The sequence below is a fragment of the Micromonospora sp. CNZ297 genome, from assembly GCF_007827625.1.
In genome coordinates this window covers 1-25614 of the sequence record NZ_VISU01000037.1, presented here as the reverse complement: position 1 = coordinate 25614, position 25614 = coordinate 1, and the positions used below count along the sequence as shown (strand labels likewise).

Sequence of the window (25614 nt, the reverse complement as noted above, 5' to 3'; positions counted from 1 at the left end):
CATGGACGGTCTGCTGCTCACCGACGAACTGGTCCTGCTCGCGTACGACGACGGCGGCACGAACCGGCTCGGCAGTCCGCACCTCGGCTACGGCCTCGCCGGGGCGGTGCTGCTGGAACTGGCACTGGCCGGCCGGGTGGAGGTGGCGGACAAGCGGCTCGTCGTCACCGACCCCACCCCGACCGGCGTGCCGCTGCTCGACGAGGCGCTGACGACTGTCGGATCGGGCCGCCCCCGCAAGCCGAAGGACTGGATCGGCAAGCTCGCCAAGGGCCTGCCGGACCGGGTGCTCGGCGGGCTCGTCGACGCCGGGGTCCTGCGCCGGGAGTCCGACCGGGTGCTGCTGGTCTTCCCGCGTACCCGTTATCCCTCGCCGACCGGCGCGGAGCCGGCGGTGGAGACGGCGGCCCGGGAGCGGATGGCTGCGGCGCTCACCGGCGACGGCCCGGTCGACGCCCGGACCGCCGCGCTGCTCACGCTGACCCGCGCGGTCGGCCTGGACCGCAAGATCTTCCGCGAGCTGCCGAAGGAGCGGGTCAAGGCGCGCATCGACGAGATCGCCGCCGGTGACTGGGCGTCGGCCGCCGCCAAGAAGGCGATCGAGGAGATGCAGGCCGCGCTTATGGTCGCGATGACGGCCGGGACGAGCGCCGCCATCATGACCACCACGACCAGCTGAACGCGACGGCGGCGGCACCGCACGGGTGCCGCCGCCGTCGTGGTCCGGCTTCCTGCCGGGGTACGCCTCAGCTCGCGGTCGGCGCGACCTCCGGCTCACCGGCCGGGGCCTCCGGCTTGACCGAGCGCAGCAGCACGCTCGCCACGTCGACCACCTCGACCTGCTCGCCCGCGCCCTTGCCGTTCACGCCGTCGTTCAGCATCGTCGAGCAGAACGGGCAGCCGACCGCGATGGTCTTCGCCCCGGTGGACATGGCCTCCTCGACCCGGTCCACGTTGATCCGCTTACCGATCTTCTCCTCCATCCACATCCGGGCGCCGCCGGCACCGCAGCAGAAGGAGCGCTCGCTGTTACGCGGCATCTCGGTCAGCTCGCCCTGGATCGAGTCGCCGAGCACCTCGCGCGGGGCGGCGAAGATCCGGTTGTGGCGGCCCAGGTAGCACGGGTCGTGGTAGGTCACGCCGCCGTCGACCGGCTGCACCGGGGTGAGCTTGCCGGCGCTGACCAGGTGGGCCAGCAGCTGGGTGTGGTGCACCACCTCGAACTCGCCGCCGAGCTGGCCGTACTCGTTGCCCAGGGTGTTGAAGCAGTGCGGGCAGGTGGCGACGATCTTGCGCTTGCTCTTCTCCCGGCCCTCGAACGCCTCGTTCAGCGTCTCGACGTTCTGCTGGGCCAGCATCTGGAAGACGAACTCGTTGCCGATGCGGCGCGCCGGGTCGCCGGAGCAGGTCTCGCCCTCACCGAGGATGGCGAACTTGACGCCCGCCTCGTTCAGCAGCGTGGCGACCGCGCGGGTGGTCTTCTTGGCCCGGTCCTCGAACGCGCCGGCACAGCCGACCCAGAAGAGGTACTCGAAGTCGTCGACCTCGCCGACGCGCGGCACCTCGAACCCGAGGCCCTTGGTCCAGTCCTCGCGGGTGTTCTGCGGGGCGCCCCACGGGTTGCCCTTGTTCTCCAGGTTGCGGAGCATGACGCCGGCCTCGGACGGGAAGCTCGACTCGATCAGCACCTGGTAGCGGCGCATGTCGACGATGTGGTCCACGTGCTCGATGTCGACCGGGCACTGCTCGACGCAGGCGCCGCAGGTGGTGCAGGACCAGAGCACGTCCGGGTCGATGACACCGCCCTCCTCGGCGGTACCGATCAGCGGCCGGTCCGCCTCGGCCATGGCCAGCACGTCCACGCCGGCCAGCTGCTCCTGCGTGGCCTTCTCCTCGCCGGTGAGGTCCTTGCCGCCACCGGCCAGCAGGTACGGCGCCTTGGCGTACGCGTGGTCACGCAGGCTCAGCACCAGCAGCTTCGGCGACAGCGGCTTGCCGGTGTTCCAGGCGGGGCACTGCGACTGGCAGCGACCGCACTCGGTGCAGGTGCTGAAGTCGAGCAGGCCCTTCCAGGTGAACTGCTCGACCTGGGCGACACCGAACTGGTCCTTCTCCGGGTCGGCCTCCTCGAAGTCCAGCGGCTTGCCCTCGCTGGTCATCGGGCGCAGCGGGCCCAGGCCGGAACCGGCCGGCTTCTCCGGGTCGCGCTTGAAGAAGATGTTCGGGAAGGCCAGGAAGCGGTGCCAGGCCACGCCCATGGTGACGTTCAGCGAGATCACGATGAGCCAGGTCATCGAAATGGCGATCTTGATGAGCGCGGCGACGCTGACGCCCGCCTCCCAGTCCGGGAGGACCGAGCCGACCGCGTGGCTGAGCGGGGCGGCCCAGACCGGGTACTCGAAGTGGTCGGTGGCGACCTTGAAGCCCCGGATCACGAACCCGAAGATCAGGACCAGCAGGACGACCCACTCGACGAAGTAGCCCTGCCACATGGTCGAGCCGGTGAACCGGGAGCGGTTCTCCGCGCGGCCGGGCCGGTTGCGCAGCCGGATCGCCATCAGCACCAGGATGCCGACCAGGCCGAGGATGCCGATCCACTCGGTGACCAGACCGAAGATCGTCCAGTGCCCGATGATCGGCAGCCCGCCGCCGGTGGAGACGACCTCGAAGTAGGCCTCCAGCACCAGCAGCGACAGCACGATGAAGCCGACCATCACGAACCAGTGGGCGGCGCCGACCACGCTCCACTTGAGCATGCGGGTGTGACCGGCGGTCTCCACCAGCATCTTCTTCGTACGCGCGCCCTTGTCGCCGAACCGCTCCGGCGCGGGCTGGCCGAGCCGGATGACGGCGGTCATCTTCATGACCGCGCGCACCGCAAGCCACACCGCAACGGCGGTGATGGCGGCCGCGAGGATCGTGGTGACGATCTGGACGCTGCCCATCGAGTTGGCCTCCCGGTCTGCTGCTTTGTCCGTGCAGCCTACGCGCAAGGTTACCCAGCAGTAACGTGAGTCTTCTCGCACCAGGCCACGCCGCCCTGCGCACACCTTAGGTGGACCGGCGCCGAAGCGCCGGGCAGGGGCGGCGTGGCGTGACCTACGCCGGGGTGGGGCAGCGCCGGATCAGCGCCAGCGGGAGAGCAGGATCAGCGACGAGACCATCGCGCCGAAGCCCACGGCGAGGTTCCAGTAACCCCAGCTGGCGACCGGGTACGCCTGCTCGGACAGGTAGTAGAGCACCAGCCAGCCGATGCCCGCCACGATCAGCGTGACCGCCGTGACCGGCAGCCAGATCGGGCTAGGCTTGCGCGTCGACGCCGTCGCCGTCGGACGTACGTCCGTCGGCGGGGTGTACACCTTCTTCTTGCGGACCTGAGACTTGGGCACGACGCTCTCCAGAGGGGGGTACGACCTCGTCCGGCCTGACAACCGGGCGCGAGGGCGACGGTCCATGGCCAATAATGTTCGACAGCTAGCGTAGTCCGGACGGACCGTCCAGGCCACGAATGGGGCCAGGCCGGTGCACTCAGTAACCGGAAAGAGCGGACTTTCCGGGTCGAGCAGGTCGGCTCGCACCGGCGCGGGCCGGAACGAGACGACGGGAAAGGGAACGCCCGGTGGAGTACACGTCCGGCGCCGCCTCCTGGCAGAAGGTCCTCCGCCGCGCGGCAGCCGCCCTGCTGCCCCGGCGCGCACGCCAGCGCCGCCCCGGCTGGTCCGTCGGCGTACCCCTGATCGCCGCCGCGGCCGGTCTGCTGTTCACCACCACCGCCACCACCGCGGGCGGCACCTCCCTGCGTGAGGACCGCCGGCCTCAGCTGACCCAGCTGATCGAGGACCGCCGCGAGGAGGTCGCCGCCAGCGAGGCGAAGGCCGCCCGGCTCCGGGCCGAGGTGGAGGAGCAGACCGAAGCGCTCGCCGGCGCCGACGGGCCGATCAAGACCGAGCGGGACCGGGCCGCCGCCAGCCGGCAGGCCGCCGGGTTCACAGCGCTCACCGGCAGCGGCGTGACTGTCGAGCTGAACGACGCCGACCGCCGGCCCGACCAGCCGCTACCGAAGGGCGCCAGCAACGACGACCTGGTGGTGCACCAGGGCGACGTCCAGGCGGTCGTCAACGCGCTCTGGGCCGGCGGCGCGGAGGCCATGTCAATCATGAACGTCCGCGTGCTGAGCACCAGCGCGGTACGCTGCGTCGGTAACACCCTGCTGCTGCACGGCCGGGTGTACTCCCCTCCTTTCAAGATCGTGGCAATCGGCGATCCCGCGGAACTCCAGCGGGCGCTCGCCGCCTCTGAGGGAGTGCGGGTGTTCAAGGAAGTGGCCGACCACTACCAACTCGGGTACGTCGAGCGCGTCTCCACCGTCACCGTGCCGGCGTTCGAGGACTCCACCGCGCTGCAATCGGCGACGGTGCCCCGGTGACCGGCGGCGACCCCCGGGAACGCACCGGCCACGACCACCAGGAGGAGTCGACAGCGTTCCTCCCCCGGGTCGAGCGTCCGGCCCCGGCGTCGCCACAGCCGCTCCACCTGCCCTGGCCCGACGCCGGCCCGGCCCACACCGCCCCGGCCCGACGCGGCCCGGACACCCGCCAGCCCGCGCCGTCACGGACCGGCCAACCGCCGTCCGCCCCGCCACGGACCGCCCCGCCGGTCGCTCCGCCGCCGCCGTGGCCAGGCAGTCAGGCGCATCAACCGGCGAGCGCCTCCCGCCCCGAGGCCGACCCCCGGTTCCGCCCCCCGGCGAGCGAGCTTCCCCCCAGGGGTACGCCCCACCCGGCCGGCCCGGCGCACCAGGGCGCCGGACACCACGGCCCTACGCAGAACGGCCCCGCGCCCCACGGGCCGGCGCAGAACGGCCCCGCGCCCCACGGAGCGGCGCCCCGGGGTGGTCCCGCTCCCGGGATGCGCCCGGCCGCGCCCGGCGACGTCGCACACCGGCCGGGCGAGCGCCAGTCGCGACCGGAGGGGTACGGACCGGCGGGGCAGCAGTACGCCGTCCGCCATTCCACAGGTGCGGCGATCCCGCCCGAGCGTGGTGGCCGCGGTGGACAGCCACCGCAGAACGGCACCCGCCCGTGGGAGGCCGGCGGACGCCCGCCGGAGGACGGTCGCCGACCGGCGGGGGGTGAGGGACGGCCGCCCGGCGTACCCCCTCTCGGCGGGCCGGCCGGCGCGGACCGGAACCCTCCGGCCGACCCCGGAGCGACGACGGTGCTGCCCGCCGTCACCCGCCCACCCGCGGACCCCCACCTGGACGCCACCGGGCTGATGGGCGCGGTGCCCCCGGTGCCTGACACCGGCGACGGCGGCGGTGGTGGTGGCGCCGAACCGCCCGCCGAGCCGCCCCGCCCTCGGCGCGGCGAGCGGGTGGTGCAACTGCGGCCCGAGCAGACCGGCGACGGATACCGCAGCGTCTACTCCGAGCTGACCCGCCCCACCGTCGGCTCCCGGCTGCGCACCGTCGTGCGGGGCACCGGCGAGCTGCTGATCACCTTCGGGCTGGTGGTGCTTCTCTTCGCCGGGTACGAGATCTGGGGCAAGGCGGTTATCGTCGAGGCCCACCAGAGCGACCTGAACAGCCAGCTCGCCCAGGAGTGGGACGCGGCGGCGGACCCGACCGTCGGCCCGACCACCGGGCCGACGGTGAAGCCGAAGCCACCGGCGGAGGGCAGGCCGGTCGCCGGCCTCTACATCCCCAAGTTCGACAAGCACTGGGTGGTGGTCGAGGGGGTCAGCCCGGAGGACATCCGGTACGCGCCGGGCCGCTATCCGGACAGTGCCATGCCCGGCGAGGTGGGCAACTTCTCCGTCGCCGGCCACCGGATCCGCTCCACGTTCTGGCGGCTGGACGAAATGAAGACCGGCGACGCGATAGTGGTCGAGACCAAGACGGAGTGGCTCGTCTACCGGGTATACCAGCAGCGGATCGTCAAGCCGTCCCAGGTGGAGGTGGTCGCGCCGGTGCCCGGCAAGCCGGGTCAGAAGCCCACCGAGAAGCTGCTGACGCTCACCACCTGCAACCCGAAGTTCGACAACTACCAGCGGTTGATCATCCACGCCCGGCTCGACCACACGCAGGCCAAGTCGGCGGGCCGCCCGGCCGAGTTGGAGGCGTGAGCCGTGTACTCGTGGATCTGGCGCAAACTCCCGTTCGGGCTGCCCGGCAAGCTGTTCGGCTCGCTGGTGCTGGCCACCGCCACCGTCGCGCTGCTCTGGTTCGTGGTCTTCCCGTGGGCCGAGCCGCTGCTGCCCTTCGACGACGTGCAGGTCACCCAGGACTCCGGCGTACCGGGTGACGGTGGGATCACCGAGCCGACCGGGCTGCCCGGCGAGGAGGAGCTGCCGTACAGCACCGAGACGAACAACGCCCCACCCTCCACCCCGAACAGGTGACAGCGATGCGCGTACTGGTGATCGACAACTACGACTCGTTCGTCTTCAACCTCGTGCAGTACCTCGGCCAGCTCGGCGCCGACTGCGAGGTGCGGCGCAACGACGAGATCGACGTCGCCGAGGTGGGCCGCGCCGGCGCCGCCGGTGTCCTGCTGTCACCCGGGCCGGGCAGTCCGGACCGGGCCGGCATCTGCCTGGACGTGATCCGCGAGTACGCGGGCAAGCTCCCGATCTTCGGCGTCTGCCTCGGTCACCAGGCGATCGGCGAGGCGTTCGGCGCGACTGTGGCCCGCGCGCCGGAACTGCTGCACGGCAAGACCTCGGAGGTACGCCACGACGGCGTGGGCGTGCTCGCCGGTCTGCCCGACCCGTTCACCGCCACCCGCTACCACTCGCTCGCCGTACTGCCCGAGACGCTCCCCGACGAGCTGGAGGTCACCGGCCGGACCGCCTCCGGCGTGGTGATGGCGATGCGGCACCGCACGCTGCCGATCGAGGGCGTGCAGTTCCACCCCGAGTCGGTGCTGACCGAGGGCGGTCACCTGATGCTGGCGAACTGGCTCGCCGCCTGCGGCTTCCCCGCGGCGCTGGAGCGCGCCCCGGAACTGGCCGCCGAGGTCGACGCCCGCCGTCAGGCCGCCTTCTCCCCAGCCTGACGCCCCCGCCCGCTTCTCACCCGGCGCGGTCCCGCCCGCCCTTTCTCGGTCGATCATGAAGTTGGCGGGGATAAATCGGACGCCTTGCGCCGCCAACTTCATGATCGTCGCGAGAATGGGCGCGGCGGCGGCCCCGGGGGTCGGGGACGCCGCCGCGTCGTGCTCAGGTCTTGCTCAGCGGTCGGTACGCGTCGGGGCCACTGGCGGGAACGGGAAGCCACTGCCGCCGCCGTTGCCGCCGCCGTTGCCCGGCGTGCTCGGGGACGTGCTGGGCGAGCCGCTCGGCGTCGGGCTGGTCGGCTCCTCCTCGCGCGGCACGTCGACCCGGATGGTCACCCGCTCGCCCTTGGCCAGGCTGGTCCCCGCGCGGGGTGACTGGCTGCTGACCTTGCCCGCCTCGGCCGGGTCGACCTCGTCGCCCTCCTGGACCCGGACCTCGTAGCCGGCCTCCTTGAGCCGCTGCGTCGCCTGGTCCTCGGTGTAGCCGCGGACGTTCGGCACCTCGCTCACGTTGCCCCGGGAGACCTTGAGCGTCACCTTGCTGCCCTCGGCGACCGGGCTGCCCTCATTGGGGGAAACGTCGACGACCTGGTCCTTCGGCGCGCTGTTGTTCACTTCCTCCACGACGGGAACGAGCTTCTGCTCGCGCAGACGCGTCTGCGCGGCATCCTTGGTGCTGCCCTTCAGGCCAGTGGGGATGGTGACCTGGCCCGGGCCGGTGCAGACGTTGACGGTGACCTCGGTGTCCTTCTCCACCCGCTGGCCGAACGACGGGCTCTGGTCGACCACCGAGCCCTTCTCGCACGTGGTGTTCTGCACCGGGTCACCTGCGGTGAAACGCAGCCCGGCCTGGTTGAGCGCCGCCTGCGCCTCGGCCTGCGAACGGCCCACCAACTGCGGCACCGACACCTTCTCGTTGCCGGCCTGGTTGAGCCAGAGCGCCGTGCCGAGCGCGATCACCGCGAGCACGCCGAGGGTGGCGAACGCGGCGATGACCCAGGACGAGCTCTTGCGCTTGCCCGGGTCGCCGACCCGCGCCACCGGCTGCTGGCGGGTCTGCGGGCCCATCATCTGGGTCTGCTGCGCCTGGTGGTAGCCGCCCGCGGCGGCGCCCATCGGCATGGTCTCCTCGGCCGGCATCACCGGGGTGGCGAGCACCGGCCGGCCGGCGGCGGCGCGGAGCAGGTCCGCCCGCATCTCGCCGGCGCTCTGGTAGCGGTTGAGCGGGTTCTTCGACAGCGCCTTGAGCACGATGGCGTCGACAGCGGGGTTGACGTCCGGGTTGATCGTGCTCGGCGTCGGCGGCTGCTCCCGCACGTGCTGGTACGCGACGCTGACCGGGCTGTCCCCGACGAACGGCGGGTGGCCGCAGAGCAGCTCGAACAGCACGCAGCCGGCCGCGTAGACGTCGGAGCGGGCGTCGACCGCCTCGCCGCGCGCCTGCTCGGGGGAGAGGTATTGTGCGGTGCCGATGACCGCGCTGGTCTGCGTCATCGTGGTGGCGCCGCTGGCGAGCGCCCGGGCGATGCCGAAGTCCATCACCTTGACCTGGCCGGTCTGGGTGAGCATCACGTTTCCGGGCTTGATGTCCCGGTGGATGATCCCGTGCCGGTGGCTGAACTCCAGCGCGGCGCACATGTCGGCGCAGATCTCCAGCGCCCGGCGCGGCTGGAGCCGCCCCTCGACGCCGAGGACCTCCTTGAGGGTCCGGCCGTTGACGAACTCCATCACGATGAACGGCAGGGTCTCGCCCGTGGGGGCGGTCTCCTCACCGGTGTCGTAGACGGCGACGATCGCCGGGTGGTTGAGCGAGGCGGCGTTCTGCGCCTCACGGCGGAACCGCATCTGGAACGTGGCATCCCGGGCCAGATCGGCACGGAGCATCTTGATCGCGACATCCCGCCCGAGCCGGAGGTCACGGCCGCGGTGCACCTCGGCCATGCCGCCGTAGCCCAGCAGCTCGCCGACCTGGTACCTGCCACCGAGCAGGCGGGCCTGCGCTGTCATCGCGTCTCTCGTCCTTCGCTCGTCGTCGTACCGCCGCCGGCCGGCAGGAGGCGTACCTCACGACGGTACGACGTGCGGACCGGATAGTCGCCTCCGTACGGCTGCACCGCGCCGGAGGTCACGCTCACACTCGCCGAAGCGGATGCGGTAGCACCGTATTTCCGGTACAGGAACGAAATCACGCCCGAGCAGAGGATGACCAGTACGGCCACCACGATCGCCGTCGTCCACAGCCCGGACCGGGAGCGCCGGGGCGGAGCGGCGGCGGGCGGTCGCGCGTACCCCAGGGGGTTGTGCTGGGGCACGGGGCGTGGCTGCGGGACGGGGGCCGCGCCGCGCGGCGCCACCGGCGGACGGGGCTGCGGGGCGGGGTGCGCGATCACGGCCGGGCGCGGCGCGGCGACCGGCGGGCGGGCCGGTGACACGGGCGGCCGGGGCTGCGGGCGCGGGGCGGCGGCCGGCGGCTGCGGACGCGGAGCGGCGGTGGGCACCTGCGCCCGCGCGACGGGCGCGGCAGGCGAGGCGGGTACGCCGGAGATCGGGTGCCCGGAGCGGGCCGCCTGGGAGAGCGCGAGCTTGGCCTGCCGGGCGATGCTCGCCAGCGCGGCGGCGCTCGGCCAGCGCGCGGCCGGATCCTTCGCCATGGCCCGCTCGACGATCGCCCGGACCTGGGGCGGGATGTCCGCCGGAAGCGCCCGCGGAGTGTCCCGTACGTGCTTCATGGCGATTTCGAGGGGATTGTCCCCCTCGAACGGGCGGCGGCCGGCCAGGCACTGGTACGCGACCACGCCCAGCGCGTAGACGTCCGAGGCGGGGGTGGCGACAGCGCCGGTGGCCTGCTCCGGCGAGATGTACGAGGCGGTGCCGAGCACCGAGCCGGCGGCGGTGAGCTGGCCGACCAGGTCCGAGCGGGCGATGCCGAAGTCGGTGAGCACGAGCGTGCCGTTCGGCCGGACCAGCAGGTTGCCGGGCTTCACGTCGCGGTGCACGATGCCCTTCTCGTGCGCCGCGTGCAACGCGTCGGCGGCCTGCGCCAGCAGCGCCATCGTGCGGGCCGGGGTCAGCCGGCCGACACGGCTGAGCGTGGCGGAGAGCGCGTCGCCCTCGACGTACTCCATCACCAGGAAGGCGATGTGCTGGTCGCTGCCGAAGTCGTAGACGTCGACCACGCCGGGGTGGTTGATGGTGGCCATGGTCCGGGCCTCGCCGCGGAACCGCTCGGCGAAGCCCGGTTCGTCCAGCAGTGCCGGGAGCAGGCTCTTCACCGCGACGGTACGGCCCAGCACCTGGTCGGTGCCGCGCCACACGTCGCCCATGCCACCGCTGGCGATCCGCTCGTCGAGGCGGTAGCGGTTGCCGAGCTTCACTCCCGGACCGAGCACGTCAGCGCCTCCCGGAGTCGGCGATCGCCGCCGCCATGATCCGGCCGGCGATGCGGGCCGCCTCGGCGCTGCCGCCGCTGCCCGCCTGCTCCAGCTCGACGCAGACCGCGGAGAGCGGCGTGCCGTCCTTGTCCAGGGCGAAGCCGATGAACCAGCCGTGGTCCGGGGTGTTCGGGCCGGACTGGGCGGTACCGGTCTTGCCGCCGACCAGGAAGCCGTCGATGGCGGCCCGGCGGCCGGTGCCCTCCTTCACCACGTTCTGCATCATGTCGCGCAGGTCGGCGGCGACCTGGCCGCTGATCGGGCGGCGCAGCTCGCGCGGCTGGGCGGCGTCGTAGACGGTGGTGCGGTCCGGCCCGAGCAGCTGCTTGACCAGGTACGGACGCATCTGCTTGCCGTCCTTGTTGGCCACCGCGGCGGCGATCATCGCGCCCTGCAACGGGGTCATCCGCACGTTGTTCTGGCCGATCGACGACTGCGCCAGAGCGGCCTGGTCGGTGCTGCCGTCCGGGTTCTGCATGTCGCCGGTGCGGCTGGCCGCCACCGGCAGGCCGCCATCACCGAGCTGGCCGACGGTGAGGTCCTCCTGCTCGAAGCCGAACTGCTTGGCCTTCTCCTTGACCTTGTCCGAGCCGAGGCGTACGCCGAGCTGGGCGAAGCCGGTGTTGCAGGACTCGGTCACCGCCTCGCGCAGCGTCACCTGCGACTCGGGGCAGATCGACGGCGCGGCGTTGCGGATCGGCTGACCGGCGCCGGGCGCGGTGTAGCTGGAACCGGCCGGGATGCGGGTCTGCTGCCCGACGCCGTTCTCCAGCGCCGCCGCCGCCATGATGATCTTGAAGGTGGAGCCCGGCGGCAGCGTCTCGGACAGCGCCCGGTTCGCCAGCGGCCGGTCCTTGTCCTTCTCCAGCGTGTTGTACGCCCGGTCCGCCTCGGTGCTGTTGTGACTCGCCAGCGGGTTCGGGTCGAAGCTCGGCATGGACACCAGCGCCTGCACCGCGCCGGTACGCGGGTCGATCGCGATGGCCGCGCCCTTGGTCGCGCCGACCTGGTTGTCGTTGAGCTGCTTGTACGCCGTCTCCTGAGCCCGCTTGGAGAGCGTCAGCAGCACGTTCCCGCCACCGGTCTCGTCACCGGTGAACATGTCCTTGATCCGGCTGGCGATGAGCGCGTCGCTGGTGCCGGCGAGGAAGTCGTTCTCCACCCGCTCGATGCCGCTCGCGCTGCCGTTGACCGGCTTCCAGCCGAGCACGTGCGCGTACATCGCCCCGCCCGGGTAGGTGCGCTGGTACTTCAGCTCACCGCCGGTCTCCTTGCTGACCGCGTACGCGGTGCCGCCCACCTCGATGTTCCCGCGCTTGCGGTCGTACTCGGCGACCTGGACCCGGCCGTTGTAGTCGCTGTTGCGGTACTCGTCGGCCTTGTAGGCCTGGATCCAGTTCAGGTTCGCGAACAGGAGTCCGAACAGGACCATCACGACCACGCCGACGCGGCGCAGAGGGGCATTCACGGCCGGATCACCTCCGTCGGGGCGCCGTGCAACTGCTCGGGCGGGCCGCCTGCCGGCCGGGCGGCCGGGCCACCGCCGCCGGTCACCGGACGGCGGGCGCCGTCCGAGACCCGCAGCAGGAGGGCGATCAGCAGCCAGTTCGCCATCAGCGAGGAGCCACCGGCGGACAGGAACGGGGTGGTCTGACCGGTCAGCGGGATGAGCTTGCTGATGCCGCCGACGATGACGAAGACCTGGAGGCCCAGCGTGAACGCCAGACCACCGGCGAGCAGCTTGCCGAACGAGTCCCGTACCGCCAGCGCGGCACGCAGGCCACGCTCGACGATCAGCAGGTAGATCACCAGCAGCGCGGAGAGACCGAACAGGCCGATCTCCTCACCGATGCCGGCGAAGATGAAGTCGGTCTGCACCTCGGGCAGCAGCGCCGGCTGGCCGCCGCCCGGCCCGGCCCCGAACAGGCCGCCGGTGCCGAGCGTGAGCAGACCCTGCACCAGCTGGTAGCCCCTGTCGTACGGCTCGGCGAACGGGTCCAGCCAGATCTGCGCCCGGTCGTAGAAGTTCGCGAACGGGCCGCCCACGGTGCTGCCCAGCACGTACGCCAGGTAGGCGCCGCCGAAGAACAGGATCAGGCCGATGAGCAGCCAGCTGACCCGCTCGGTGGCGATGTAGAGCGTCACCACGAACATGCCGAAGTAGAGCAGCGAGGTGCCGAGGTCCTTCTCGAAGATCAGGACCAGGAGGCTGACCAGCCAGACCACGAGCACCGGGCCGAGGTCTCGCCCGCGCGGGAAGTCGATGCCCAGCACCCGCCGGCTGGCGAGCGAGAGCACCTCGCGCTTGCGCACCAGGTAGTAGGCGAAGAACGTGAGCAGGGCCAGCTTGGCGAACTCACCCGGCTGGATGGAGAATCCGCCGAACTTGATCCACAGCTTCGCGCCGTTGATCTCGGAGAACCGGCTGGGCAGCACCGCCGGGATCATCACCAGCACGATGCCGGCCAGGCCCAGCGTGTACGCGTACCGGGACAGCGAACGGTGGTCGCGCAGGATCGCCAGCAGAGCGGCGGCGAGCACCACCGCGGCGAGCGTCCAGGCGAGCTGCCGGCCGCCGGTGCCGGCGAAGACGGCCAGGTCCTCCCGCTCGGCGGGCGTGGCCTTGGCCAGGTCGTAGCGGCGCAGGAAGCCGACCCCGATGCCGTTGAGCAGTGCCACCGCCGGCAGCAGCGCCGGATCGGCGTACGGCGCCAGCCAGCGGATCACCAGGTGCAGACCGAGGAAGACCAGCCCCAGCGCGGCGGCCGGGATCCAGAAGTCGGGCGTGATCGTGTCCAGCGCCTTCGCCTCGATCATCGCCGCGTACGCCGCGACGAGCACCATGGCGAGCAGGAGCAGGGACAGCTCGGCGTTGCGCCGGGACCGGGCCAGGCGTACGCCGGACTCCTCGCCCGTCGAAGCGGGCGAGGCGGCCGGTACGGCGGCTGCGGTCACGGATACGTCCTCGGGATCGAGCCGGCACTCACTCCGGCGACCGGCAACCCGCCGGGTCGGCCGGCGGAACGGTGTCGGAGGGTACGGCGTCGGGCGTGATGGTCGTCAGCGGCGTCGACGCGCCGGGGCTCGGTGAGCCGGCCGGCGGAACGGACGGTGCGGGACTGCCGCTGACCTGCGGGTTCAGCCCGCCCGCTGCCGGGCTCGGACTGGTCGCACCGGGCGACGGGTCGGGCGGGCAGAGCGGCTTGAGGTTCGGGTTCGCCGGATCCTCACTCGTCAGCTCCGCCAGCCGGCGCTCCGCGTCCGGCTCGTTGCGGGCCTGGATGCCCTGCTTCACCCGCTCCTGGGCGGCGAGGGTGAGGTCGTCGAGCCGGGCCTCGCTGCGCGCGTGCACGTTCGACAGGTCCAGTCCGGCGACCTGGCCGGGCACCCCGCGGAAGACCGCGAGCTGGCCGTCGTCGGTGGCGCCGACGTAGAACTGCCGCTGGGTGTACGTCCACCCGCCGAACGCGCCACCGCCGACGATCACCGCGAGCGCCAGCACCATCGCGACGGTGCGCAGCGGCCGGCGGCGACGCCGTTCCGGCTCGTCGTCGCGGTTGTCCGCCGGCTCCTCCGGCGCGGGTGGCCGGGGGGCGGACAGCGCCGAGGCGCGGGCCGCCGGGGTGGAGTCGTCGGCCGAGGTCGCCATGCCCCGGTCGCGGGCGGCGGCGCCGCCGACGATCGGGGACGCCTCGACGATGTCCTGGTCGGTGGCGTCGGCGATGATCACCGTGATGTTGTCCGGGCCGCCGCCGCGCAGCGCGAGCTGCACCAGGCGTTCCACGCACCGCTGCGGGTCGGGGTACTCCCGCATGGTGTCCGCGATGGTCTCCGCGCTGACCACGCCGGAGAGCCCGTCGGAGCAGATCAGGTAGCGGTCGCCGGGCAACACCTGGCGGACGCTGTACTCCGGGTCGATGTCGCGGCCGTCGAGCGCCCGGGTGAGCAGCGAGCGCTGGGGGTGACTGCTCGCCTCCTCCGCGCTGATCCGGCCCTCGTCGACGAGCATCTGGACGTACGTGTCGTCCTTGGTGATCTGCGCGAACTCGCCGTTGCGCAGGAGATAGGCCCGGGAGTCACCGATGTGGACCATGCCGAGCTTGCTGCCGGAGAAGAGGGTCGCGGTGAGCGTCGTGCCCATCCCCTCCAGCTGCGGGTTGGCGTCCACGGTGTCGCGGAGCTGCTGGTTGGCGGTGCCCACGGCGGAGCGGAGCGCGTCGACCAGGGCGTCACCGGGGACGTCCTCGTCGAGGGGCGCCATGGCACCGATGACGATGTTGCTGGCGACGTCACCGGCGGCCATGCCGCCCATGCCGTCGGCCACGGCGAGCAGCCGCGGTCCGGCGTAGACGGAATCTTGATTACCGTCTCGGATCAGACCGCGGTCGCTGTGGGCCGCGTAGCGCAGGGTCAGAGTCATGGCCGTAATTCGAGGGAAGTGCGGCCGATCCGGATCGGCACGCCGAGGGGGACGGGGGTTGGTCCGGTGACCTTAGCGCGATCGAGATAGGTGCCGTTAGTCGATCCGAGGTCCTCGACGTACCACTGCCCGTCGCGGGGCACCAGCCGGGCGTGTCGCGCCGAGGCGTAGTCGTCGGTGATCACCAGGGTCGAGTCCTCCGCGCGGCCGATGGTGATCTGGGCCTCCCCGAGCGTGATCCGGGTGCCGGCGAGCTGACCGGCGGTGACCACCAGCTGGTGGGCGGCCCGGCCGCGCTTGGCCTTCGCCGGCTTCCCCGGCTGCCCGGTCGACGCGCCGATCCCCCGCGGCGCGGCCACGAGCCGGCCCGACCGGGCACCGGCGAAGAGGTCCCGGCGGATCACGCCGACCACCGTGAACACGAAGATCCACAGCAGGATCAGGAACCCGAACCGGGCGACGGTGATGACGAGTTCCGGCAACGCGGATCAGCCGTCCACGCGGAAGGTCAGCGTCGTGGTGCCGAGCTGGATCATGTCGCCGGGGTTGAGGGCGACCGCCGAGACCCGCTGGCCGTTGACCATCGTGCCGTTGGTGGAGCCCAGGTCGGTCAGCACCACCTGGCCGCCGTCGAAGTCCAGCCGGGCGTGGCGCCGGGAGATGCCGACGTCGGGCAGGCGCAGGTTGGCCTGGTCGCCGCGGCCGATCACGGTCGAGCCCATCTGGAGGGGGTAGGTGCGGCCGTCGCCGGAGACCAGGCGGACGTTGCGGCCGCCGCCGTGACCGGGCGGAGGGCCGTAGCCGCCACCCTGGTCGTACGCCGGGTACGCCGGGCCGGCGTCGTAGCCGCCGGGCGCGGAGACCGGGGCGACGTCCCCGCCGGTGTAGACCTCGGCGGTGACCCGGAACATGCCGGTGTCCAGGCCCTCACCGCGTTCGACCTCGACGATCACGTCGCCGTAGACCGTCCACGCCTGCTCGCCGATGAACTCCGCCTGCGACTGGGCCAGCTCCTGGGCCAGCGCGGCAGCGTACGGCGCCAGCCGACTGTGGTCGTAGGGCGAGAGATCGATCACGTAGCGGTTGGGCACAAGGGTGCGCCCACCGGCCAGGATCGCCTTGTGCGCCTCGGCCTCCCGCTGCATGGCGTTGAGGATCTCCACGGGGTGGACCACCCCTTTGAAGACCTTGGCGAAGGCCCCCTCGACCAGGCCTTCCAGACGCTTCTCGAAGCGTTGCAGCACGCTCACCGGCTCCTCCTCGGGTCCCGAGGCAATGATGGTATCCGGACACCGCCTCCGCAGCTCACACGCCGCTCGGCCGGCTGCCGTCGGCCCGTTCGTGACCAGGCCCGCGAGCGTGCTAAAGTTTCGCCCGCCACGAGCGGTGATCGTTCGTGGCGTGACCAGTGGACAGCGTAATATGTCCCGGCACCCGCCGCAGATGGCGGGCGCGGGATGCGATATGGTGTTCCAGGTCGTGCCACGGGGATGTGGCGGAATGGCAGACGCGCACGGTTCAGGTCCGTGTGTCCGAAAGGACGTGGGGGTTCAACTCCCCCCATCCCCACCAGGACAAGGGCTCCGCACACAGCGGGGCCCTTGCTTCGTATCGGGGCGTTCCGGACGTCACGCTATGCTCCGATGGTTTCCCTGCCTCCCATGGACCAGGAGTGGCGTGTGACTGTCGCGTTGGTGACCGGTTCCGGCGGTCTGATCGGCTCCGAGGCGGCCCGGCACTTCGCCGGACTCGGTCTCGACGTGGTCGGCATCGACAACGACATGCGGCGGTACTTCTTCGGCGAGGACGGCTCGACCGCCTGGAGCCTCGACCGGCTCGCCGCCGACCTCGGATCCGCGTACACCCACCACGCCGTCGACATCCGCGACCGCGACGGGCTGGAGCAGGTCTTCAAGCGGTACGGCAAGGACATCGCCGTGGTGATCCACAGCGCCGCCCAGCCGAGCCACGACTGGGCCGCCAAGGAGCCGTTCACCGACTTCGACGTGAACGCCGGCGGCACGCTCAACGTGCTGGAGAACACCCGGCGGCACGCCGTCGACGCGCCGTTCATCCACTGCTCCACCAACAAGGTGTACGGCGACCGGCCGAACTCGCTCCCGCTGATCGAGCTGGAGACCCGGTACGAGCTGCCCGAGGACCACCGCTGGTACGACGGCATCACCGAGGACATGTCGATCGACGAGTCGCTGCACTCGATCTTCGGCGCCTCGAAGGTCGCCTCCGACGTGATGGTCCAGGAGTACGGCCGCTACTTCGACATGAGGACCGCCTGCTTCCGGGGCGGCACGCTGACCGGCCCGGCGCACTCCGCCGCCGAGCTGCACGGCTTCCTGGCGTACCTGATGCGCTGCGTGATGGAGGGCCGGACGTACAACCTCTTCGGCTACAAGGGGAAGATGGTCCGGGACGCCATCCACTCGCACGACGTCCTCACCGCGTTCGAGGCGTTCTTCCGGGAGCCGCGCTCGGCCCAGGTCTACAACCTCGGCGGCGGCCGGCACTCCAACACCTCGCACATCGAGGCGTTCCGGGTCGCCCAGGAGATCACCGGCCGCGAGGCCCGGATCAACTACGTCGAGCAGGCCCGCACCGGCGACCACCAGTGGTACGTCAGCAGCATGGCCCGCTTCGAGGAGCACTACCCGTCCTGGAAGATCACGTACGACGTGCCGATGATCCTCCGCGAGATCTACGAGGCGAACGCCGACAAGTGGGTGCCGAAGGCATGACCACCGGGACCAAGCGCAACGTGCTCGGCGTCGGGGTCGACGCCACCGACTACGCCCGGGCCACCGAGGCCGTGGTGGCGGCCGCGCACGAGCGCCGCCCGCTGGCGCTCACCGCGCTCGCCGTGCACGGCGTGATGACCGGCGTGCTCGACCCGGCGCACAACGCCCGGCTCAACTCGTTCGACGTGGTCACCCCGGACGGGCAGCCGGTGCGCTGGGCGCTCAACCTGCTGCACGGCGCCGGGCTCACCGACCGCGTCTACGGGCCGGAGCTGACCCTGCGGGTGCTCGCCCGGTTCGCCGAGGAAGGGCTGCCCGTCTACCTCTACGGCTCCACCGAGGAGACGCTGTCCCGGCTGGTCCCGGCGCTGGAGCGCAAGTTCCCCGCGCTGAAGGTCGCCGGGGTCGAGCCGTCCAAGTTCCGCGCCGTCGCGCCGGGCGAGGACGCCGAGATCGCCGACCGGATCCGGGCCAGCGGCGCCCGCCTCGTCCTGGTCGGGCTGGGCTGCCCGCGCCAGGAGGTCTTCGCGTACGCGATGCGCCCGCTGCTGGACATGCCGCTGATGGCAGTCGGCGCGGCCTTCGACTACCACGCCGGCCTGCTGCGCAACCCGCCACCGTGGATGCAGCGCGCCGGGCTGGAGTGGTTCTGGCGGCTCGGCCTGGAGCCCAAGCGCCTGTGGCGCAGGTACGTCATCCTCAACCCGGCCTACCTGGCCCGGCTCGCGGCCCAGAAGACCGGCCTGTGGAAGGCCAACCCGCCGGCGCCGGCCACCGGGCGACCGGCCACGTTCGACGTCTGAGCCGTACCCCTACGGGCACGGGTACGGGACGAACCGGGGTGCCGTCCCGGATTCGGCGGACGTCGAAACGGGCAAGGCTAAGGGCCATGGATGACCGTCTCGCCCTGCTGCTTCCCGTCGCCGCCGTCTGGCTCGCCGCCGGACTGGTCGCGGAGGGCCTGCCCGGGCTGGACCGCGCCCGCGCGCTGCGCCGGCGTACCGGATGGTTGTCCGTCCTGGTGCTGACCGGCCTCGCGCTCACCGCGGCGGTCCTCGCCGCGGGCCTGCAGAGCGCCGGTGACACCACTGTGGACCGGGCCGCCGCCGCGCTCGGCGTCGCCGCGGTGCCGGCGGCCGTCGTGGCGGTCTGCACGGTACGGCGGGTCCGGCGGCTGCGGTCCGGCGCGGGCGCGTTCGCGGCGGCGCCGGAGACGCCCGCCCCGCACGGGCTGCGCGCGGCGGCAGCGCACCCGCTGATCGCGCTGCCGCTCCAGGCGACGGCGATCGCGGTGCTGGTGGCGGTGCTGCCGGCGATCGGCGTCGACCTGTTCACCGCGCCGGGCGTCGCCGGACCGGTGATCACCGTCGGGGTGCTCGGCGTGTGCGCGATCGGAGTACGCCACGCGCTCCGGCACAACCGGCTCGCCGAGCGGGCGATGCCGGCCGCCGAGGCGGTGTCAGCGCGACCGGCTCGCGCCCTGCACGTATAGCAGTTCCAGGATCGCCCGGGTCGCCTCGAACCAGCGGTCCAGCCAGCCGGGCGGGGGCACACTGCCCTTCGGGGGCAGTTCCATCAGCAGGCCGCGCAGCAGCGGGTGGTCCACCAGGGACTCCTGCTGCTCGACCGGCCAGCCGCTCGGCGGGAAGGACGGCTCGGTCAGCGGGTTGGGGTCCAGCGACGGCAGGGACAGCGGCGCCGTGGCCTGCTCGGGGACGCCACTCTCGCGGGCGTCCTCGCCGTCACCGGAGACCACCTCGGTGAGGACGGTGTCCCGGCGGGCACCCCGGTACTTGCCACCGAACCGCTCGGGCTTGCCCGGGCCGCTGGTGAGGTTCTCTGAACCGATCGTCGTCATCCGTCTCGCCTGCCTTGTTCGGTTGCCGATCCGTGCGGTTCAACGAGGCGGATCGGAACTGGCGACGGGTGCCCGCCGCCGCACGGGCACGCGGACGCGAATGGTCCCGCCCGGCGACGCTGCCGGGCGGGACCACATCTCGGTGCCGGTCAGCTCCGGCCGAACACGCCGTTCCGGGCGCGGGCGACGAAGGCGTGCCAGTCGCCCGGTGCGAAGACCAGAGCCGGGCCGGTCTTGTCCTTCGAGTCCCGCACCCCGACCGCCCCGGTCACGTACGCGACCTCGACGCAGTTGTCGCAGTTCGGCCCGCTCTTCGAGCTCTTGAACCACGTCGCCTGCGTCAGGTCCACGGGGAACTCCTTGGTCGCCATTTCCACAGTGGCTCCTCTGCCAGTTTCGCGATGTGTGCGATGGACTCCTCCGGGCGCATGGCCGCTGCTCGAATGTGATCGAAGATGAAGCTGTACTTCTGCAGTTCGTCACTCTTCTCCAGGAAGAGTCCACCCGTGGCGTTCTCCGCGTACACGACATCGGGATCACTCGGCTCGGGGAAGCTGAGGATCGTGAAGGTCCCGTCCATGCCGGCGTGCGCTCCCACCTCGAAGGGCAGGACCTGCACTGTCACGTTCGGCAGTTCGGCCACCTCCACCAACCGCTTGAGCTGGCCACGCATCACCACGTCGCCGCCAACCGGCCGGCTCAGCACCGCCTCATCGAGCACCACCCACAGATCGACCGGATCGTCCTGCGTCAACAACGACTGACGGCCCAGACGGACACGCACCCGTTGGTCGACCTGTTCGTCGGTGAAGTCCGGCCGGGCCGCCCGGATCATCGCACCGGCGTACTCCTCGGTCTCCAGCAGACCCGGCACCACCTGCTGCTCGTACGCGCGGATGGAGCTGGCCGCCGCCTCCAGGCCGACGTACGCGCCGACGAGCACCGTGCTGTACGGATGCCACCAGCCCTTCTGCCGGGCCTCCCGGGCGATCTGCACCAGCTCGTCGCTCTCCGCGCCGACCACCCCGTAGATGCGGAGCATGTCGCGTACGTCGCGCGGGGTCGCCGTGGTGTGGCCGGTCTCGATCCGGGAGATCTTGGAGGCCGAGCACTCCAGCTGCTCGGCGACGACTTCGATGGTGATGCCCGCCGCCTCCCGCTGCCGGCGGAGTTCCGCCCCCAGCCGGCGCCGCCGGATGGTCGGGCTGCGCCGTTCGCTCACGGAGTCACCTCGGTGCCGTCCATCGGCTTGCGGGACCACGCTTCACAGTCACCCGGCTACCTCCGGTCGGTCGCGCCCCGGTTCGGCTCCCACCGCGGGCGCGACCGGCGGGCGGCGGGTGTGCGTTCGCGGCAGGGGTGGTGCCGGTCGTCGACCGGCCGCGACGGGCGAAACCGGCGTCCAGTGTGCCGCTCCGATACCTGACGCTTCAAGTTTCGCCGTTTGCGTGTCCGACTCACCTATCAGCAAAACTCCACGTGCAACTTGCATGTCGCACGTCCCTGATGCAGTCTGTCCGTATGGCACGGGTTACTCACCGTCTTCGCTTGATCTCCGGGCGTGGTGGCACCACGGTCCGTGGGACGGCCGGAGGGGAGCCGTCCCGCGCCCTGCGACCTGCCCCGGAATGAAGACCCCGTCGCTGTACGCCAGCTTGGCTGCGGCGACGGGAGCGGTAACCGGGAGCAGCCGGGTGATGGTCGGGTGGCGGTCCGCCACCGCGGGTACGGCCCGACCAGCACCGACCCACTGACCGCCGGTCCACGAGGCAGACCCCCCGTCACCGGACCGCACCTGACCCCCGTTCAGCCTCGCCGGTCCCGCCGGCCGACTTCCCAGGAGCCCATGTGCTTCCCCGCTCCGGTGACGTACTGCACGTGACTCGCGCGGCGAGTGTCCAGTTCCTCCGACCGATCATGTTCCGGGTGATCCGGGTGCTCGACTGGCCGACCTACGACGGTTGGCTCTGGCTCGACGGCTACGAGTTGAACGCGGCGGGGGACGCGGTCAACCGGAGGTCGATCTTCGTACTCCAGGAGGGGTTGCGGCAGCTCCAAGCCGCGCCGGCTCCGCGTCAGCACACCGTGCGGACGGCTCGCCGCCCGGCGGTCCGGACCCCGGTCCGGGTCGGCTGACCTCACGATTCCCGGTCGGGAGGGCGTGCCGTCGCCATAGAATCGGTACGCCCACCCCGGCACGTTCCACCCCGCGCGCCATGGACCCTGAACCTGGGATGGTCATGGTCAACTTGCCCGCCGCGCGGCGGCACCACCGGTCCCGTATCGGCTATGCCCTCGGGCTCTTCCTCTTCCTCGTCACCGCGACCGCGCTCGCGCTCGCGGTACGTCATCCCGCCTTCTCCGCCACCCAGCAGCTCGCCGAGCCCGTACCGGCCCCGGAGATCACCGTTGCGGGTGAGAACGGCCGGACGGAGTCCGGCACGGCCGACTCCGATGCCGCCGAGTCCGATGCCGCCCACTCCGACGGGTCGGACGACGAGGACGGCTGGGCCGCCACCGACCCGGCGGAGGACGAGGACGAACCGGCCGCGGGTGCCGGTGGCGGCGAGGGCGCGCTCGCCGAACGGCCGACCGGCGCCACCGACGACCTCAGCCGGTCGCTGTTCTACTCCGGGCTGCTCGGGCTCGCCATCTCGCTGGCCGGGCTGGGCCTGGTCGGCACCCGTAGACGCCAGTGGTGATCGTCAGGGCGTCGTGGTCGTCGCCGGGGCGGAGCCCGGAGTGCTCGGCCCGCTCGTCGGCGGCGCGGGTACGGCCACCACGATCGTGACCCGGTCGTCCTCGCCCACCGGGTAACCGGCCTCGGGATCGGTGGAGATCACCGTGCCGGCCGGGCGGTCCGACGCCCGCCGTTGCACCCGGTAGTCCAGGTCCAGCCGGTCGAGCGCCGCCCGGGCAGCCGCCTCCGGCAGCCCCACCAGCGGCGGCATCGGCACCTCCACCGGGGCGGTCGTGGCCGGCGTACTCCGCGGTGAACTGCTCGGCGCGGCACTGGTCGGTGCGGCGGTCGTCGGGGCGGCGCTCGTCTGTGCCGAGACGCTCGGCACCGGCGGGCCCGGATCGGAGTTCCGGTCGGCGGCACGCAGCGCCAGCCACACCCCCGCCCCGATCAACCCGAGCAGGAGCAGCGCCAGGATGCCGAGCAGGATCGGCATCCACCAGCGGCGCCCGGCCTGCTCGTCGCCGTACCACTCGCTGCCGGGCTCGGGATAGCCCGCCGGACGTGGTGGCGGCACCCCGGCCCGGCCGGACCAGGCGCCCACCGGTTCCTGCGGGGTAGTCGCGTCGAGGGGACGGCGCGGCCCGCCCTGTCCTGCCGGTCCGCCGGGCAACGGACGGGTGGCGTCGCCCGCGTTCCGCGGCATGGCGCGGGTCGCCTCCACGTCCTCCTCGGCGGCGTTCCTCGGCATCGCGCGGGTGGCGTCGGCGTCGTGCCCGGCCGCGTCGCGCGGCATCGCGCCGGTCGCGTCGGCGTCGTGCCCGGACGCGTCGCGCGGCATCGCACGGGTCGCGTCGGCATCCGGGGGCATCGCGCGGGTCGCGTCCGCGTCACCGGCGGGTGGTTCCTGACGGTCGTCGCTCATGGCACGTCCTTTCCCCACCGGGACGGGGCGCACGGCCCTCGATCGTCCACCGTAGCGGTCCCCGGCGACACCGGCTGGGATCAGCGCGCCGCGCTCGTCACGGAGTCGGCGGCGGGGAGACCGTCGGCGGCGTGGACGCCTTGTCGCCGCAGGTGAGCGTCACCTGGTCGTTCCATCGGGCGGTACCGCCGGCCACCGGCTCCTGTGCCGTGACCGGACCCTGGCGCCCGGTGGCGTACCGGGGATAGAGCCCCGCCTCCACCAGGTCGTCGGCCGCGTCGGAGCAGGACAGCGTGCCCACGTCGGGCACGGTGACGGCCGGCGCCGGCCCGGAGACCCACACGGTGACGGTGGTGCCGCGCTTCACCGGGGTGCCGGGAGCCGGTGAGGTGCGCTCCACGGTGCGTCCGGTGCCCGTACCGAAGACCAGTCGCCAGCCGAGGCGGCGCTCGCGCAGGTCCCGGCGGGCCTGCTCGAAGTCGGCGCCCACCACCTCGGGCACGGTGAGCCCGGCCGGGGCGCTGGTGCGCGTACCGGATGGTTGGGCGGCGGTGGCCGGCGGCGCCGTGGTCGCGGAGGCCGATGTGGACGCGGCGGCGGGCGGTGCGGAGTCGCCGGGCGCGGCCGAGCGCTCCGGCTCACCGGCAAGGATCCACCCGACGCTGGCGCCGATCACGGCCAGCAGGGCCACTGCCACACCACCGCCGAGGAGCAGCCTGCCTCGCCCCGGTCCGCTGCCGTCGCCTGCCGGTTGCCGCTCGTCCGTCATGCTCCCCGCCCCGATCATCGACAACCGTATCCGTTGCTCACTGACGGTCACGGCCCGTCGTTACGACTCGCCGCGCCGACCACGGGACGTTACGCTCCCCGGCATGGTCAGACGGGGCTGGGGAGGATCGACAGCCGCCGCGCTCGGCGTCGCCGCCGGCGCGGGTGCCGCGCAGCTCGGTTTCGGGTACGGGCTGGGCATCATCAACTGGGTGCCGGACGGCGCGGTACGGGCCGAGGCGGCCTGGGTGGCGAGCCTCGCCTGGGCGACCTGGATCGCGGCGACATCGGTCATCGTCGGTGCGGTCTGCGCCCAGCGCCTGCGTGGTGGCGATGACGAGTCGCCGGGCACGCTGCCCCGGCTCGGCCTGGCGCTCGCCGCGGGTGTCGGCGCGATCGTCACCGTCCTGCTGGTGGCGGTACCCGCGCGGGCGGCCCGAGTGCCGGACGTCTCCTCGCCGCAGGCGGTCGCCGCCGCGTACGCGGGCGCGGGGCTGGTTCTCGGCGTGCTGCTCGCCGTCTGGGCGCTGCACACCCGCGCCGCCGCCACCAACCTGATCGCCACCACCGGCTGGCTCTGGCTGCTCGCCGTGGTGTCGGTGGTCGACGGGGTGATCGCCGGCCGTGGCCTGACCACCGCCCAGCTCGGCATCTGGCAGATCAGCGCGGACCGTGGCGCGTTCTGGATCCGCGACTACTTCTACTGGCCCGGTGCGCTGCTGTCGGTGCTCTCCGCCCTGGTGATCGGCCTGGTGGCGGCCCGCCGAGCCGCCCGCGCACCGGAGATCCGGGTCGGCGCGGCGGCCTCCGGGGCGGCCGGACCGCTGCTCGTCGCGCTGGCGTACCTGCTTGCCGTGCCGCGCCTGGCCGGGATCGCGGCGGAACAGTTGTCGGCCCACCTGATCGCCCCGTACGCGGTGATCGCCGGCGTCGGCGGCTCGATGGTGATGGCCGCGCTGGCTCAGCGCGCCGAGCGCCGGAGCGCCGAGCGGGTGACAGTACCCCGCCAGCGCACCGGCGAGCCGGACCCCGTCGACGGGGAGCCCGCGTCGACCGGCGAGAACACGGCCGAGCCGGGCGGAGAGCCGACCCCAGACGACGCGACCCGGCCGACCGGGTCGGCGTCGGCTACGTCGGCGTCCGGCAGGTCGTCCAGGTCGGCGCCGGACCGACCCGCCACCGGCCGGTCGACGTCGGACCTTTCGGGCCTCACGACCGGTACGGAGAAGGCGCCGGACCCGTTGGCCGGTTCGTCAGGGGACGGGATGGCGGAGGGCGAACCAGGCGCAGCCTCCGGTCGGACGGAGACCGAGCGGGGTCGTGCCACCCGGTCCACCACCGGCCGCCGTGGACGCGCCGTGCCACCGCAGCGACAGCCCGACGCATCCGAGCAGGCCGCCCCCGCAGGCCCTCGCGACAAGGGCGCGAACGCCGACGAAACGAGCCCGCAAAGCACGACGCAGGGCGACTCCGCATCCCCGGCTGGCTCGCCCGACCAGGCCGACCCACCCCCGCCCGCCGAGAGCACCCCCCGCCGACGCCGCTGAGCCGCCCCACACCGCCCCGGCTCGTCGATCTTGCAGTTGTGGTCCCTCGGATGTCCCGAAAGGGAGTTTTGTGAGGGCCACGAGTGCAAGACGCTTCTATGTCTGTGGTGATCGGTTCGGCTGATTGCCGTTAGGGTTCGGCGTTGGTGATCACTTGGGTGGCTCTTCGTTGATCCG

At 72.4% G+C, this 25614-nt stretch carries 24 protein-coding genes, 1 tRNA gene and 1 pseudogene; 12 read left to right on the top strand and 14 right to left on the bottom strand.

Translation table 11 applies throughout. The features are described 5' to 3' along the window. Position 1: 1 nt before the first annotated feature. Positions 2 to 679, top strand: a complete 678-nt coding sequence (locus FB454_RS32755) for a GOLPH3/VPS74 family protein (protein WP_486485488.1) — start codon at positions 2 to 4, stop codon at positions 677 to 679. Between the two features lie 67 nt (positions 680 to 746). Here FB454_RS32755 and FB454_RS32750 read toward each other — a convergent pair whose 3' ends face one another. Together FB454_RS32750 and FB454_RS32745 are read right to left on the bottom strand one after the other, a co-directional pair. Next, the gene (locus tag FB454_RS32750) at positions 747 to 2945 is read right to left on the bottom strand and encodes a (Fe-S)-binding protein (RefSeq protein ID WP_013283317.1); all 2199 of its coding nucleotides are present in this window, start codon (positions 2943 to 2945) and stop codon (positions 747 to 749) included. 180 nt (positions 2946 to 3125) lie between these two features. Next, on the bottom strand, positions 3126 to 3389 hold the full coding sequence (locus FB454_RS32745; protein ID WP_013283316.1) for a cell division protein CrgA: 264 nt from the start codon (positions 3387 to 3389) through the stop codon (positions 3126 to 3128). Between the two features lie 230 nt (positions 3390 to 3619). Here FB454_RS32745 and FB454_RS32740 point away from each other — a divergent pair, with 230 nt between their 5' ends. The 4 genes from FB454_RS32740 (at position 3620) to FB454_RS32725 (ending at position 7055) form a co-directional block, all read left to right on the top strand. Beyond that, entirely contained in the window at positions 3620 to 4426 is an 807-nt protein-coding gene (locus FB454_RS32740; protein ID WP_145824166.1) for a DUF881 domain-containing protein, read from the top strand. 791 nt (positions 4427 to 5217) lie between these two features. After that, the gene (locus FB454_RS32735; protein WP_145755730.1) at positions 5218 to 6123 is read left to right on the top strand and encodes a class E sortase; all 906 of its coding nucleotides are present in this window, start codon (positions 5218 to 5220) and stop codon (positions 6121 to 6123) included. A gap of 3 nt (positions 6124 to 6126) precedes the next feature. Next, the gene (locus FB454_RS32730) at positions 6127 to 6399 is read left to right on the top strand and encodes a hypothetical protein (RefSeq protein ID WP_013473364.1); all 273 of its coding nucleotides are present in this window, start codon (positions 6127 to 6129) and stop codon (positions 6397 to 6399) included. A gap of 5 nt (positions 6400 to 6404) precedes the next feature. Beyond that, complete coding sequence (locus FB454_RS32725) at positions 6405 to 7055, top strand: aminodeoxychorismate/anthranilate synthase component II (protein WP_013473363.1); 651 nt, start codon at positions 6405 to 6407, stop codon at positions 7053 to 7055. A 174-nt stretch (positions 7056 to 7229) separates the two neighbouring features. Here the strand turns inward: FB454_RS32725 and pknB are convergent, their stop codons facing one another. The 7 genes from pknB to FB454_RS32690 are packed head-to-tail and all read right to left on the bottom strand — an operon-like array spanning position 7230 to position 16183. Next, positions 7230 to 9062 carry a Stk1 family PASTA domain-containing Ser/Thr kinase gene (gene pknB / locus FB454_RS32720; RefSeq protein ID WP_030269646.1) on the bottom strand — a complete coding sequence of 611 codons (1833 nt, stop codon included), beginning with the start codon at positions 9060 to 9062 and terminating at the stop codon, positions 7230 to 7232. Then, positions 9059 to 10444: a serine/threonine-protein kinase gene (locus tag FB454_RS32715; RefSeq protein ID WP_013283309.1), complete on the bottom strand. Its 1386-nt coding sequence runs from the start codon at positions 10442 to 10444 to the stop codon at positions 9059 to 9061. Before FB454_RS32715 ends, pknB begins: the two co-directional genes overlap by 4 nt. A gap of 1 nt (position 10445) precedes the next feature. Beyond that, positions 10446 to 11954, bottom strand: a complete 1509-nt coding sequence (locus FB454_RS32710) for a penicillin-binding transpeptidase domain-containing protein (protein WP_145824165.1) — start codon at positions 11952 to 11954, stop codon at positions 10446 to 10448. Continuing rightward, positions 11951 to 13441 (bottom strand): FtsW/RodA/SpoVE family cell cycle protein, encoded by a 1491-nt coding sequence (locus FB454_RS32705; RefSeq protein WP_013283307.1) that lies wholly within the window; start codon positions 13439 to 13441, stop codon positions 11951 to 11953. Before FB454_RS32705 ends, FB454_RS32710 begins: the two co-directional genes overlap by 4 nt. 28 nt (positions 13442 to 13469) lie before the next feature. Further along, the gene (locus FB454_RS32700; RefSeq protein WP_030269644.1) at positions 13470 to 14906 is read right to left on the bottom strand and encodes a protein phosphatase 2C domain-containing protein; all 1437 of its coding nucleotides are present in this window, start codon (positions 14904 to 14906) and stop codon (positions 13470 to 13472) included. Continuing rightward, entirely contained in the window at positions 14903 to 15388 is a 486-nt protein-coding gene (locus FB454_RS32695) for an FHA domain-containing protein FhaB/FipA (RefSeq protein WP_013283305.1), read from the bottom strand. The genes FB454_RS32700 and FB454_RS32695 overlap by 4 nt, the downstream gene beginning before the upstream one ends. Positions 15389 to 15394: 6 nt before the next feature. Further along, positions 15395 to 16183: an FHA domain-containing protein gene (locus tag FB454_RS32690; protein WP_026267912.1), complete on the bottom strand. Its 789-nt coding sequence runs from the start codon at positions 16181 to 16183 to the stop codon at positions 15395 to 15397. Positions 16184 to 16392: 209 nt separating this feature from the next. Between FB454_RS32690 and FB454_RS32685 the strand changes: the two genes are divergently transcribed. The 4 genes from FB454_RS32685 (at position 16393) to FB454_RS32670 (ending at position 19151) form a co-directional block, all read left to right on the top strand. After that, positions 16393 to 16478 (top strand) — tRNA-Leu (locus tag FB454_RS32685). 71 nt (positions 16479 to 16549) lie between these two features. Beyond that, on the top strand, positions 16550 to 17659 hold the full coding sequence (locus tag FB454_RS32680; protein WP_030269640.1) for an NAD-dependent epimerase/dehydratase family protein: 1110 nt from the start codon (positions 16550 to 16552) through the stop codon (positions 17657 to 17659). Then, complete coding sequence (locus tag FB454_RS32675) at positions 17656 to 18462, top strand: WecB/TagA/CpsF family glycosyltransferase (protein ID WP_013283302.1); 807 nt, start codon at positions 17656 to 17658, stop codon at positions 18460 to 18462. Before FB454_RS32680 ends, FB454_RS32675 begins: the two co-directional genes overlap by 4 nt. A gap of 86 nt (positions 18463 to 18548) precedes the next feature. Further along, positions 18549 to 19151: a hypothetical protein gene (locus FB454_RS32670; protein ID WP_013473359.1), complete on the top strand. Its 603-nt coding sequence runs from the start codon at positions 18549 to 18551 to the stop codon at positions 19149 to 19151. Here the strand turns inward: FB454_RS32670 and FB454_RS32665 are convergent. The 3 genes from FB454_RS32665 to FB454_RS32655 form a co-directional block, all read right to left on the bottom strand. Continuing rightward, on the bottom strand, positions 19119 to 19517 hold the full coding sequence (locus FB454_RS32665) for a hypothetical protein (protein ID WP_013283300.1): 399 nt from the start codon (positions 19515 to 19517) through the stop codon (positions 19119 to 19121). The genes FB454_RS32670 and FB454_RS32665 overlap by 33 nt on opposite strands. Positions 19518 to 19666: 149 nt before the next feature. Continuing rightward, positions 19667 to 19888, bottom strand: coding sequence for a DUF397 domain-containing protein (locus FB454_RS32660; RefSeq protein ID WP_013283299.1), 222 nt, complete (start codon positions 19886 to 19888; stop codon positions 19667 to 19669). Continuing rightward, the gene (locus FB454_RS32655) at positions 19858 to 20739 is read right to left on the bottom strand and encodes a helix-turn-helix domain-containing protein (protein WP_013283298.1); all 882 of its coding nucleotides are present in this window, start codon (positions 20737 to 20739) and stop codon (positions 19858 to 19860) included. The genes FB454_RS32660 and FB454_RS32655 overlap by 31 nt, the downstream gene beginning before the upstream one ends. 626 nt (positions 20740 to 21365) lie before the next feature. Between FB454_RS32655 and FB454_RS32650 the strand changes: the two genes are divergently transcribed. Together FB454_RS32650 and FB454_RS32645 are read left to right on the top strand one after the other, a co-directional pair. Further along, entirely contained in the window at positions 21366 to 21653 is a 288-nt protein-coding gene (locus tag FB454_RS32650; RefSeq protein WP_013283297.1) for a hypothetical protein, read from the top strand. Positions 21654 to 21751: 98 nt separating this feature from the next. Beyond that, the gene (locus FB454_RS32645; RefSeq protein WP_030269636.1) at positions 21752 to 22219 is read left to right on the top strand and encodes a hypothetical protein; all 468 of its coding nucleotides are present in this window, start codon (positions 21752 to 21754) and stop codon (positions 22217 to 22219) included. A gap of 3 nt (positions 22220 to 22222) precedes the next feature. Here FB454_RS32645 and FB454_RS32640 read toward each other — a convergent pair whose 3' ends face one another. Both FB454_RS32640 and FB454_RS32635 read right to left on the bottom strand, forming a co-directional pair. Then, positions 22223 to 23122, bottom strand: coding sequence for a PASTA domain-containing protein (locus FB454_RS32640; RefSeq protein WP_145824164.1), 900 nt, complete (start codon positions 23120 to 23122; stop codon positions 22223 to 22225). 97 nt (positions 23123 to 23219) lie between these two features. Continuing rightward, positions 23220 to 23891 (bottom strand): PASTA domain-containing protein, encoded by a 672-nt coding sequence (locus FB454_RS32635; protein ID WP_236619341.1) that lies wholly within the window; start codon positions 23889 to 23891, stop codon positions 23220 to 23222. A 103-nt stretch (positions 23892 to 23994) separates the two neighbouring features. On the opposite strand from FB454_RS32635, the pseudogene FB454_RS32630 reads away from it, so the two are divergent. Then, a pseudogene (locus FB454_RS32630) lies at positions 23995 to 25230 on the top strand (hypothetical protein); the annotation flags it as partial. Positions 25231 to 25614: the final 384 nt, after the last annotated feature.